The sequence below is a fragment of the Streptomyces sp. NPDC018026 genome, from assembly GCF_044327745.1.
GTDB lineage: Bacteria > Actinomycetota > Actinomycetes > Streptomycetales > Streptomycetaceae > Streptomyces > Streptomyces rubrogriseus.
Genome location: NZ_JBIRFY010000005.1, coordinates 505,242 through 518,093, shown reverse-complemented (window position 1 = coordinate 518,093; position 12,852 = coordinate 505,242). Strand labels below are relative to the sequence as shown.

Genomic DNA, 12,852 nt, shown 5'->3' with positions numbered 1-12,852 from the left:
AGCCCGGCAGGCAAGCCGCCTCGTCAGCCAGCTCAACACGCTCGGCCACCAAGCGTCCCTCCGATTCACTGAAGTGCACTGACATATAGGGAGAATCCCGACCCGACGGCTGAGACGGCAGACGGCCGATAGGCAGTGCTTGACCGGACAGCGACGCCGTCTGTGACAGTTTCGAAGCACTCTCCTGAATGTGATGTCCATCACAGCATGGAGGGGTCGTGCTGCCTGCACGGTTCGGGTTCGAGAGTAACGACCACCATCACGAGCGTGTGCCCACTCACACTCGAGCAAGTGACCACATCTTTAACAGCACATGTTGTGACCTCTTAGTATCGTCTAGGGAAAGTCCCCACATCCTGGGAGGCCCCTGGGATCTCTAGGAGTTGCCGCATGCACCGCCAGTACCGGGAGTGGTTCGAGGATGACGGCTGCTTGGTCGACCTCGGTGGCCTTGTCGTAGCGGATGACGGTGCCGCGTCGCTGGAGGCTGTCGAAGCAGCGTTCGACGATGCTGTGCCGCTTGTGCACCTGCCTGTCGAAGGCCGATGGAGTCTGGCCCAGGCTGCCGCGCCGGCGCCGGCTACATGTTCGGTTGAGCCGTGCCGGCATGCTGTGTCGGACGTTCACTCGGCACAGTCAACTGCGTGTTGCCTGGGAGCTATGGTCCTTGCAGCCAATGATGAACCGCATGACGGCATCAATGTGCCCCCAGGCGACAGTAGAGCCGAACGGATGCACCAGGAGGTCGCAGGCCAAGTGAACCTTGCGGGTCCGGCCTCCGCTGGACCAGTCGGTGCAAAGCCCGTTTCTCGATCTCCGGCCGCATGCGGATGGGCCTGCGTGACGTGGAGGCGCCTGGCGCCGGCCGCTCAGTCTCACCGGTCGCATCGGTCTTCGCCCGCGCGGCAAGGTCTGACCCAGGATCCGGCCCGATCGGACGTGTCCAGCCACACGATCTCGTTGAGGTCTGTCTGGTTATCCAGCCGTCTACTGCCTCGAGGTGGGACGGGGTAGCAGACGGCTGGCCGAAACCCACTGCGTATCGGACGTTTCATGGCAGTAGCCCTGCCGTGGTCCCTGATCGGAAACCATTGGCGACAGACCTTAGGAGCAATGTCATATGGCCGCCAACACGCTTCCCATCCTGGTTGGCCGACAGTTCGAGTGCTCGGCGCTCGACGACTTGCTGGCCGGCCTGCGCAAGGGGGAGTCTCGTGTATGCGTGATCCGCGGCGAAGCAGGCATCGGAAAGTCGGTGCTGCTGGACTATGTGGCCCAGCAGGCGTCACGGGTGACCGTGACGAGAGCACAGGGCATCGAAGCAGACATGGAACTGCCCTATGCCAGTCTGCATCAGTTGTGCGCTCCGTTTCTGGCCGACATCGAGACGTTGCCCGCCCCCCAGCGTGATGCCCTCCGCGTCGCATTCGGAATGGCGGCCGGAGAGCCGCCCGACCGCTTCCTCGTCGGCCTCGCGGTGCTGACTCTGCTCACCCGGGCCTCGGAAACCCGACCGGTGCTCGTCGTGGTCGACGACGCCCAATGGCTCGACCGGGTGTCTCTGCAGACGCTGGAGTTCGTGGCTCGGCGACTACTGGCTGAGGCGGTCGCGATGGCGTTCGCAGTCCGGGACCCTGAGGGGCAAGCCGCACTCGCCGGCCTGCCGGAACTGCTGATCGGCGGCCTCGACGCCGGCGCGGCCGAGGAACTTCTTATGACTGCCGTCGGTGGACGGCTGGAGAAGCGGGTCCGTGATCGGTTCGTCGCCGAGATGCACGGCAACCCCCTCGCGTTGCTCGAGTTCTCCCGCGGCCGTAGCGCCGCCGAGTTGGCGTACGGCCTGCATCCGGGTTCCCCGACTGTCGAGGGGACGGTGTCGAGCCGTGTCGAACGGGACTTCGCCAGCCGTTTGGCCTCGCTGCCGGCGTCGACCCGGACTCTGCTGCTGATCGCCGCGGCGGAACCAGTCGGTGACCCCCGTCTGCTGTTCCACGCAGCAGCCTCTCTGCAGGTCACTCCCAACGCCGCACCCGCTAAAGCAGCCGGTCTGATCGAGTTCGGCGAGTCCGTTCGGTTTCGACACCCTCTGGTGCGTTCGGCGGTCTACCACCAGGCCGAGCCCGAAGAACGTCGAATGGTGCACCGGGCGCTTGCCGAAGCCACGGACCCGTCCTTGGACCCCGACCGGCGCGCTTGGCATGCCGCGCAGGCTGTCGATGAGGCCGATGAAGAGGTTGCAATCGGGCTGGAGCAGGCGGCCGGCCGAGCTCGCCAGCGCGGCGGCGTGGCCGCCGAGGCAGTACTACTGCAGCGGGCAGCGGAGTTGACACCGGACCTTTGGCTGAGGGGGCGCCGAGCTCTCGCAGCCGCGGAAGCACACTTCTCGGCTGCCTCTCCGGAACGGGCCACGGAGCAGGCGACGCTGGCGGAATTGTGTCCGCTCAGTCCGCTGGATCGCGCCCGCCTGGCGCGCCTGCGTGCCAGGATCCTCTTCGCCCGCAGCCGCAGCGACGAGGCGGCGCCTCTATTGCTCGGTGCCGCTGCAAAGTTTGCTGCTGCCAGGTCGTCATTGGCGCGCGAAACCTACCTAGAAGCAATCAGCGCAACCATATTCGCCGGCAGGGTTCACGGGCCGACAGGCGCCCGTGCTGCAGCGATCGCGGCCCGCAGTTCAGGAGCACCCCCTTCGGGATCCGAGGCCGCCGACCTCTTGCTGGATGGTGTGGCTACACTCCTCGCGGGCGATTACGAGATGGGCGGCCCAGCCCTGCGCCGCGCGTTGGAGCTTTTCGCACGCGAGAACTTCGCCACCCGGGAGGCTACGATGCGTTGGCTTCTCCTGGCTCCGGTCGCCTTGGAAGCGATCATTCACTATGCCTGGGACCTGACAGCGTGGGACACGCTGTCGACTCGTGCGGTACGTCTTGCCCGCGACATCGGAGCACTCGGCACGCTGCCACCGGCACTGATCTACGCCAGCGGGGTACACATCCACACCGGCGACTTCGCTGGTGCAGCTCGGATGATTGATGAGGCCGACGCGATCGCGGCCGCGACCGGCCATGCCCCGCACAAGTACGCCACGCTGGTCCTTGCCGCCTGGCGAGGCGATGAGGAGATCGCCGCCGGCTTCATCGAGGACGCCAGGGCCAGCGCCGCGCAACGTGGCGAGGTATCCCTCCTGGGTGCGACGAGTTACATCCAAGGCGTGCTGTTCAACGGACTGGCACGCTACGACGACGCTCTTGCGGCTGCTCGCTCGGGCATTGAGCACGACGGCTTCAACTTCGCCGGCCTGTCGCTGGTCGAACACATCGAGGCCGCAACCCGTTGCGGCGAGCACGGCCAGGCCCAGGCCTCGCTCGCCCGGCTGGTCGAATTCACCCGCGCTACCGATTCTGGATGGGCGGGGGGCGTCACCGCACGCAGTCAGGCTCTCCTCACCGAAGATGACGCAGCTGACGACCTGTACCGGCTCGCGATCGATGAGCTCACCCGCGGCCGGGTAGCCGTAGAGGTAGCACGTACTCACCTCCTGTACGGCGAGTGGCTGCGCCGAGGCCGCCGCCGTTCCCTGGCGCGAGAGCACCTTCGTACGGCCCACGAAATGTTTGAAGGGATGGGAGCAAACGCGTTTGCCGAACGTGCTCGCCGGGAGCTGCTCGCCACTGGCGAGCATGTACGGATACGGAGAACCGAGCTTGCGACCGCCCTGACCCCGCAGGAGTCTCAGATTGCGGTTCTCGCCGCCAGCGGCATGACGAATCCAAAAATCGGTGCGGAGCTATTCATCAGCCCTCACACCGTGGAGTGGCACCTGCGGAAGGTATACACGAAGCTCGGGATCAACTCTCGTCGTGCGCTACCGGGTGCGCTCGCGAGTGCTGCAACCACGGACACGAGGAACGTGGGCATGGTGCAATCCGGCTGAACCGGCGCGGGACCCCACGGACGACACCACGGACTTCCAGGGCGCGGTGAACACAGCCACGGACCGAGGGTGGTGCCATCGCCCTCGACGGGCGCCGTCCACCACGAGGAGTTCCCGATGTCCGCGCCCAGCCTGGAGACGACGACGGCCGGAGTCCCTGAGCCCCGGTGGTCGCCCCAGGACCACTTGGACCTAGCCCTCGACGTCTTCCTGGCCCAGCGGACACGATTGTTCCGCATCGCCCATCAGATTCTCGGCGACGTCGCGAGAGCCGAAGACGCAGTTCAGGAAACATGGCTGCGCTGGCAACGCGCAGACCGCGCACGGATTGAGAATCCGGCCGCGTTCCTCACGACGACGACGACCCGTCTGGCTCTCAATGTCATCCAGTCCGCGCGGCACCGCCACGAAATCCCGAGCGAGTCGCAGTTGGTCAACCTCGTCGATCTGACCGTCCAGGATCCCGTCCTGCGCGCCGAGCAGACGGTGTCGATCGAGGAAGCCCTGGCTCTGCTCATGGCGAGGCTCACGCCGGATGGATTGGCTGCCTACGTGCTCCGGAAGGGGTTCGGCTACGGCTATGCCGATCTTGCGGAGTTGCTTCGCATCAGCGTCACGAATGCGCGGCAACTGGTCCGCCGTGCGCAGACCCGCCTCGTCAAAGTTGGTCGCCAACGGCCAGTCCCTGCTGAGGCGCACCGCCGCCTGGTCGATGCGTTCCAGATCGCGGCCAACACAGGTGATCTTGAGAGTCTCACACGGGTGCTTGTCCCCCAAGGGCAGAGCCAGTCCTCGTCGTCCCCGGCTCCTGGATTGTCCCGTCAGATTCTCAGATCAGCCCGGCACGCTGCGTGAGAGCAGGCCACGCGGCGAATGGAACGGCTCAGTGAGCACACGGGGCCCAGCACCCGTAGGAAGCGTCTGGTCACCTACAGCAACGAAAGTTCCGCCTAGTCAAACCCGCTTCGCTGCCGCGCCTTCGCAACCTTCTGCCCAGTTCGTCACGGCCATCGATCTCGGCTTCGGGCTTTGGGACCCTGGCCTGTCTGCACCTGCTCACGTTGTCCGATGACACCCGCGCCAGCCCGTGGGCGAGGCGGCCACAGACGGCACTGCGGATGGTCATGCGACCAAGCTCACGAGGCCGCACGCCGGCAATCAGTTCGCAATGTCTTCGACAAACTCGGAGAGGCCGACCCCGCCCCCGGTTCTCTACTGAGGCTGGAAGCAACCTCCCCGACCGGCACGCACACCCGCGGGGAAGGGGCGGAGCCGCCGACGCTCGCGCGGCCAGCCTGCGGCTCAACCGCGCGCCGCCGAGGGCCCTACGCTGCGTGCCACGAAGGGGCCGCCAGCGGGAGCGGAAGTGGCCACGATGAGTGCTGAGGTGGCCGCAACGGCGGTCTGGCCTGTCTGGCACTACGCAGTCTCCCCCGCCAGTCTTCATAAGGCTGTGAGTGTTCATCAGAGTGCCTGTAGGTGTCACATGTCGCCAGCCCACCCTGTCTGGCTTGTGTAGTCAAGGTCGAGCTTGCCCGACCAGTGCACCTTGTGCTTCGCCGCCACACATGCACGTGTGCATTTGACGCGAGCCTACGGACTACACATAGTGTTCTATGTACAACGAACTTCGAACGAGGAGTGTTCGTGACCGAGAACTCGATCAATCCCGCCTTCGCCGGGCAGGTAGCGATTGTGACCGGCGCAGGGTCCGGTATCGGGCGGGCTACGGCCGTCGCCTTCGCCAATGCGGGCGCACATGTACTCGGGGTGGGACGCCGAGAGGAGCCGTTGAAGGAGACAGCTGCAGCCAGCGACAACATTGAAGTCCTGGCCATCGATGTCTGTGGGGACGGGGCACCTGCGAGCGTCATCGATGCTGCTGTGCAGCGATGGGGGCGTCTCGACTACTTGGTCAACAATGCTGGCGCGACGGCAGTCATGCCTCTGGCCGAGACGGACAAGGAAGTGATCCTCGACCTTCTGGCACTGAACGTTGTCGCTCCGAGCCTCCTGGCCCACGAAGCCTTGCCGCACCTGCGCAGGACGTTCGGCACGATCATCAACCTTTCCAGCACCTATGGCCATCGGCCCATGGCCGGAGGCGCCCACTACTCGGCCACCAAGGCGGCTATCGAACAGATGACGAGAAGCTGGGCCCTGGAACTCGCCGGCGAAGGCGTCCGTGTGAACTCTGTTGCCCCGGGTCCCACCCGGACCGACGTCATGCTGCACGCCGGTCTCACCCCAGAGGCCGCCAACGACATGTACGCCTACGAGCGCGACCGCATCCCTACCCATCGCATTGCGACGGCTGATGAGATGGCCCACTGGATCCTCCGGATGGCTGAGCCGGCAGGGCGGCATGCTACCGGCCAGGTCATCACCGTTGATGGAGGTCTGGAACTCATCTGATGCCACGAGCGTCGACCGATTTGGACGCGCCGAGGCCATCCGGAATCGGTGGACGCTCTGCTCGTGGGGCGGGACAGCTCCGGTACCGGTGAGGTGCTGATTAGAGAACCAGTCAACCGGTCTGCAGTGGCAGATTCGGACGTCGGTGAAGCCGTGCCAGGGCCTGCAAGGATTGATCGGCTGCATTTTGGCGAAGCTGGTCCGGAACTGCGTGAGGGCGTTGGGGCGTGCATCGCCGAGGTGCCGATCAAGGCATCGATGCCCGCCTCAGGGAGGTGGGTGGTGACTGACGCGAGAACGTGCATGGCCCGCGTCCGAGGGCTGCGCGAGGCCGGGCTCCGTTGGGGTGCCTGGCCACCGCTCGACATGGCGACGTCGAGGTCGTGAAGGACGAGCTGGGGCTGTTTGCTGACGGCAGCGGACCAGCCGACGGTCGGCCCGGGAGCCTAGATCGATGAAGGCGGCGCAGGCGGACCTGGGCCCAGTCGCCATGTAGGTGATGTCGGCGACCCACCGCACCTTCCGACGGAGCGCGGTGAAGTCCACGCCCCAGCAGGTCAGTGGGCTCTTCGTAGCCATCGTGTGGGTGATCGTGCGGTCTTAAGGCCCCGTCGGATGCTCTGGACACCGAGGACACACATCAGCCAGCGACGGGCAGCGGGCAGCGGGCAGCGGGCAGCGGATAAACGCAGTGCAGCTGCCGCCAGAGCCTCCGTGTTCCGTAGACGCTGAAGGTGTTGGTGTGAATGCGGCTGTTGCGCGCCGGCGGATCGGCGCTCCGAACGGGCTCGCCGACCTGGAGGCGGTTCTGGGTGGCCTGGTAGGTGCGCCTGAGTCGTTCTCCATGTCGTGACGGCTGGTCGTATTACTGCAGATCGGATCGCATTCGGACACCTTCCGGCGCTCCTCGATGTGCACCACTAGCGCTTCGGCGACCGGACGGGCTCCGGCGCGAAGGACGCCGAGGCCGCCTTGCAGGTCTCGGCGTCCGGCGCAGCTCGGCGTTCCCCACCCTGATCCGCTTGATCTCCGTGGCTTCACAAGTCGGGCTTCCTTGCACGCGGAGCGCTTCACCTGCGGGGCCGTCATACGGGCGCAACTGGTCACAGCTAGTCATTTGAGAGTCGTTTGACTGATGCAGCTGTGGTAGCGTGCGGGGCCAGGAGAATCCCCACCATCTCGTCTCCCTCCGCCGGCGTTGTGATCTGATACCGGGAGAAGTTGAGCATGGGTGGCCATGACTACCTCAGGACGCGGGAGCCTCTCCGCGTCTCCAAGAACCCTGTTCGCATGATCAGCGGCACCCCATGCCTCTGCGCTGAACAGCCACGATGGGTGGACTGTGTCAGGCGATACATGCCGGTGTCAGGAGATGTCTCGTGATCGGCCGAGACGTGGAACAACGCACCATGAGTACCCTTTTGGACAAGGCGGCGGTCGGATGTGGAACAGCGGTGCTTGTTCATGGGGCAGCTGGTGTCGGCAAGTCGGCTCTGCTGAGCACAGTCGGGGAAGATGCCACCCAACGTGGGTTCCGGGTGCTGTCTGCTTCTGGGGTAGAGACCGAACAGTGGTTGCCGTTCGCTGCACTGCAGATGTTGCTGCAACCAATCATGCGAGGGCCCAAGAGCCTCTCAGCACTGCACCAGCAGACGCTCAACGGTGCTTTCGGTGCCGCGGAGAACGAACCACCCCTCTACAAAGTCGGCCTCGCCGCACTGGAACTCCTGGCAGAAGTAGCCGACCGGCAGCCGCTCCTCCTCCTCATCGACGACCTGCAATGGGTCGATTCCTCCAGTCGGGATGTACTCAGGTTCATCGCGCGGCGAACCGGTGACCTGCAGATAGTTCTCATCACTGCTGCCCGGGTCCACTCCCCCGAGGAGTACAGTCTGGGCGTTCACCCGGATCTCTGTCTGTCCCCCCTTGACGCGGAAGCCTCCGTCGCATTGCTCGACTCGGAGGCCCCAGATTTGCCGAACCCGCTACGCTCGCTGGTTCTGGACCGCGCTGCGGGCAACCCGCTGGCGCTGGTCGAACTGCCCAAAGCGGTGCAGCACATCTCAGGACCAGTGGACGAACTGCCTCTGACGCAACGTCTGGAGGCCGCCTTCGCGGCGCGTACCGACTCCGCGAGCCGCGAGTGCCGTGCGCTGTTGCTGACGTTGGCCGCCGAGCCGACGACTCCCTTGAACCGTCTACTGGACGTTTCTGGCCGCATGTGTAACGCCCCGGTCACCCTGGATGCTCTGCAGGAGGCGATCGATGCAGGCTTGATTGTTTTGGCAGGTCGCACGCCGGAGTGGCGACATCCGCTGATGCGCTCGGCGGTCTACACCCGCGCACCGATCGCTGACCGGCTCACCACACACGCTGCTCTTGCGGCGGTGCTGGACGACATGCCGGACCGCCAGCTCGTTCATCAGGCCGCAGCCGCAATTGGCCCGGACGACGAACTGGCTGAGCGACTGGAGCACAGTGCCGACGCGGCACTGGCACGGGGCAAGATGGCGTCGGCCATTCCTGCCCTGCGACAGGCGGCGGACCTCGTACGTGATCCGCGCCGGCGAACAGGCATCTTGGTGCGGGCGGCTGAACTGGCCGGTGGGATCAACGACCGGATTGCCACACAGGAATTCCTGAACCGCGCTGACATGGACGTACTCGGACCGGTTGAGCGCGCGCGCCTCCTGGTTGTGTCCGACAGAGCAGGCTTCGAAGCGGACGAGCCTCACCGACGTATCAGGGACATGGTCGCTGCCGCGGCCGGAGCGATGGACGCGGATGCCAAAAACGTCGCAGAGGACCTGCTATGGCGTGCCGCCGCACGGTGCTTCTTCCAGGACGGCGACGCACAGGTGCGCGCCGAGGCCGCCGCGGAACTGGACCGGTGGAACCCCGACCCGGACGCTCCGCATGTGCTGGCCGTCCGGGCATACACCCAGCCCTACCAACACGGTGCCGATGTGATCGCTCGGCTCGGAGAGATCAGCCCGGACTTTCGGGACGGTCGGATCCTGCACTTCCTCGGCAGCGGAGCCATGGTCGTAGGCGACATGAGTCGCGCCGCCCGATATCTGTCGGTGACTGCTGCCGTGTGGCGGTCACAAGGCAGGCTCGGGCTACTCGCCCGCGCTCTGGCCGGCAGTTGGCCCCGCGTCTATCTCGGTCAGGTGGACCGTGCCCGCGAGGAATCCGACGAGGGCCTCGGCCTGGCGGAGGAGACCGGAGAGTGGCTCGTCTGGCTGGGCCTGAAGGCGACTGCAGGTCTGGTGGCGGCATTGCGTGGTGACAGGGAAACGGCGGACTCCGCAGTCCGCGAGTTGCGCTCCCACAACCTCTTCCCCGGTGCCCCCTTCGTCACCGTGATGGCACAGCAGGTCGACAGTCTGCTCGCTCTCTTCGATGGTCGCGCGTCCGAGGCGTACGAACTTCTTGTGCGGGCTTTCGATCCAGCCGACCCCCACTACCACTCAGTGAGCCGCTGGTTGCTGGCACCGGATCTCGCCGACGCCGCAGTTGCCGCCGGAACCGTCGAGCACGCCCGGAATTTGCTCGCTGAACTACCGGAGCTGGCAAGCCGATTGCCTTCGGAAATGATGCTCGTGGCTCATGCCTATACCAGTGCGGTGTTGGCGCCGGAGGACACGGCGGAGAAGCGGTACTCCTCGGCACTTGAGACGATGCCAGCCAGCTGGTCGCTGGCGCGGGCTCGGTTGCATCTGCACCAGGGGCTTCGACTGCGTCGTCAGCGGCGCAACGTGGATGCCCGCGAACCTTTGCGGCTCGCCCGTGACGAGTTCGACCGGGTCGGTGCGCAACCCTGGGCTGAGATGGCCCGTGAGCAGTTGCGTGCTGCTGGCGAGTCAAGCGTCCGACGGCCTGCAAGTTCCGGTGAACAGTTGTCTCCCCAGGAGATGCAGATCGCCATGCTGGCTGCGAAGGGGCTGAGCAACCGAGAGATCGGTCAGCGTCTGTTTATCTCCCACCGCACGGTCGGAGCCCACCTCTACCGGATCTATCCGCGTCTGGGTATCACCAGCCGAGGCAAGCTGGCCACAGCACTCGCGGCTCTCGATGGCGGACAGCCCATGGTGCGCAATACCAACTTCCCAGAGCAAAAATAGCGTGCCCGTCTCTTCGACACAGTGTCTGACGGTGAGCGACACGGTGCTGTGCGCGACCGTCGAGTCAATCTCAGTCTCTTAACACAGGGTGTGCCGCGTCCACTAGATAGCAGTGCTGAAAGCAGTCGCCCGACCTAACGTCTTCCCATGCCCAGGGCTCCTTGTCCTACAAGCAGAGTCCCATTGCGGTGTCTGGCGGTCTGACCTGCCACTTCTCACTGTCGAAGTACTGATGTGCCTGCATCATGTCATGCGCGAGGGTGGTGCTGTCGCCAGTCCTCAAGGAAGGAAGCACAGCCTCATGAGTGGTAATGATCAGCGTGTGCAGACGCAGACCACGGTTGCACAGGGTATCTGCCTGTCCTTGAAGCTCCACCGAATGGTGGGCAGCCGGGCGTGGGAGGCCATCCGGGCCGAATTCAAGTTCACTCCTGATGCTCCCCTCCTCGTCAGCATCACCTTCTTCATCGACGAGGACGGACCCAAGGTGACCTGGCAGGTGGGCCGCGATCTTTTGGACCAAGGGCTCCGATCGATGAGCGGCATCGGCGATGTTCAGGTGTGGCCGTCGTATCTGGGCGAACAGGAGTCGGCTTGGCTGCAGCTCAGCTCCTACGACGTCACCGCCTTGTTCGAGATGCCCGCACCGCCGCTGGCGGAGTGGTTGGACCGGACCTACCAGATCGTGCCGGCCGGTACGGAGATGAGACGGTTGGACCCGGATGCCTTTCTTGAGGGTCTCTTCGGCAGCCCGGGCACTGCACCTGACTGACGTGACGTTTTGCCACTCTGTCCTGCACTCACGTTGCCTGGACCAGACCGGCTGCACGTTACGCCAGCGACCTCCCTCGTCTGGCACTACCAGAGGGCCAGGAGCGAGGTCCTCATCGCCTTCTCCCACATGTGTGCCGGAAAAAAGAGCACGATCACGTGTCGTCCGCACGCTCCACCACGTTCATGATGGTGACTAGCCGTGATCATCCCGTTCGCTCACGTGTTCTCCGATATGGTCTGCGACCGCAGCCGACAGCAGGGCCGACAGTAGCCCAGGGAATCGGGCGTCGAGGGCATCCCCCCGCAGCTTCACATAGCAGCGAGTGCCCTCTTGACGGGTCTGAGTGACGCCCGCTTCGCGCAACATCTTGAGGTGGTGGCTGAGCGTTGACTTGGCGACGGGCGCACTGAACTGCCCCCACCCTCGTTCAGCGCCGTCTGACAGGATACGGACAATCCCCAGCCGAGTCGGGTCGCTGAGCACTCCCAACAAGCGCGGCAGGATGATCTCGCTGTCAGCAGGGGAGGAGTGGTCGGGCATAGGAGCCATGCTATCGCAAGTTCGGGAAGGGTCGAACTTAAAGCTTTCCACTGCCTGCGACGGGCGAGCATCGCTCATTTCTCTCTGCAGCCCACTCCATCAGTGGGCTGCCGCACGCGCATCGCTCGCCTTCACCGGGAGACTCGCGGAGCCACGTCTCACCTGCTTCGCCAAAGGACCTCGCGGGCGCGGGTGCTGAGGACACACGATCACCGCACAGGTGGAGAAGAGCAGCGCCAGCCGCACAACGGCTGGGGCTTCTGCGCCGAGATTCCCACCAAGGGTGACGCCGGGGATACGCAATGCACCACCACCTGTCGGTGCGTGGCTCCACCCCGCTGTTTCCGCCAATGCCGAGCGGGTGGTGTTGAGACTGGCCGGCCAAGGCCCCTGTCCCTCGACTGGACGCCCCTGCTTTTCCGGCGGGTCATTCGTCGACCAGGCTCAGGCGCCCTATGGCGTCCTGCAGGATCTTCTGCACCTCGACGTGCTCAGCCATCACGGACGCCCCGCCACGCACCTGCCTCTCCTGAATACTGTTGGCACGTTCCAGTGCCGCGCGCACCGCGTGGAGACTGTCGCGGGCATCATCCACGATGTAGTACATCCAGATCACCCGGGAGTTGGAGGCGTTGAACGGAACGCCCACCATCCATTTGACCGGCTGTCGGAAGGCGGAGGACACCCAAGCCCCGGGGTTGCCCAGCGTTGGGTCGTCCCTTCTCGGAGGACCGCAGGCGGTCGTGCTCCTCTCCCCGGTGGTGAGTACGGGGCCGGAGGTGGGCTGGAGCCCGGGACGGTCCATCTCAAGCAGCATGTTTCTGGTCCTTTCGGCTCCGCGCGTCTGCCGGCTGCGGCTTGTGACCATCAGCACGAAGTGGCTTATATCCGTTTCATACGGTTTGACTGGGTAGCCGTCCTGTCTGTGACAGATTTGGCGGGGAGACTGAAAGGCGCAGCGGTGCGCATGCTGCGATGAGCGGCCGCCCCGGCCCTTCGTGGTCCCGTTGTCGGAGGTGGACGCTTTCCTCTCCGGTGCTGTGGCCCCGGACGCGGAGCAGGAC

Annotated in this window: 7 protein-coding genes; 5 read left to right on the top strand and 2 right to left on the bottom strand. The window is 65.0% G+C overall.

Going from position 1 to position 12,852, the window contains the following annotated elements; all coding sequences use genetic code 11:
* Positions 1 to 1,120: 1,120 nt before the first annotated feature.
* From ACH4D3_RS19475 to ACH4D3_RS19455, 5 genes are all read left to right on the top strand, one after another.
* Positions 1,121 to 3,931 (top strand): AAA family ATPase, encoded by a 2,811-nt coding sequence (locus tag ACH4D3_RS19475; RefSeq protein ID WP_398323511.1) that lies wholly within the window; start codon positions 1,121 to 1,123, stop codon positions 3,929 to 3,931.
* Between the two features lie 117 nt (positions 3,932 to 4,048).
* Positions 4,049 to 4,786, top strand: a complete 738-nt coding sequence (locus ACH4D3_RS19470) for a sigma factor (RefSeq protein ID WP_384503244.1) — start codon at positions 4,049 to 4,051, stop codon at positions 4,784 to 4,786.
* A 792-nt stretch (positions 4,787 to 5,578) separates the two neighbouring features.
* A complete protein-coding gene (locus ACH4D3_RS19465; protein WP_315902945.1) occupies positions 5,579 to 6,346 on the top strand; it encodes an SDR family oxidoreductase in 768 nt (255 codons plus the stop codon).
* Positions 6,347 to 7,725: 1,379 nt separating this feature from the next.
* Positions 7,726 to 10,473, top strand: a complete 2,748-nt coding sequence (locus ACH4D3_RS19460) for an ATP-binding protein (protein WP_398323509.1) — start codon at positions 7,726 to 7,728, stop codon at positions 10,471 to 10,473.
* A gap of 322 nt (positions 10,474 to 10,795) precedes the next feature.
* Positions 10,796 to 11,245 (top strand): SsgA family sporulation/cell division regulator, encoded by a 450-nt coding sequence (locus ACH4D3_RS19455; protein WP_386010804.1) that lies wholly within the window; start codon positions 10,796 to 10,798, stop codon positions 11,243 to 11,245.
* A gap of 195 nt (positions 11,246 to 11,440) precedes the next feature.
* Here the strand turns inward: ACH4D3_RS19455 and ACH4D3_RS19450 are convergent, their stop codons facing one another.
* Positions 11,441 to 11,788 carry an ArsR/SmtB family transcription factor gene (locus ACH4D3_RS19450; RefSeq protein WP_383626943.1) on the bottom strand — a complete coding sequence of 116 codons (348 nt, stop codon included), beginning with the start codon at positions 11,786 to 11,788 and terminating at the stop codon, positions 11,441 to 11,443.
* A 427-nt stretch (positions 11,789 to 12,215) separates the two neighbouring features.
* Positions 12,216 to 12,605, bottom strand: a complete 390-nt coding sequence (locus ACH4D3_RS19445) for a hypothetical protein (RefSeq protein WP_383626946.1) — start codon at positions 12,603 to 12,605, stop codon at positions 12,216 to 12,218.
* Positions 12,606 to 12,852: the final 247 nt, after the last annotated feature.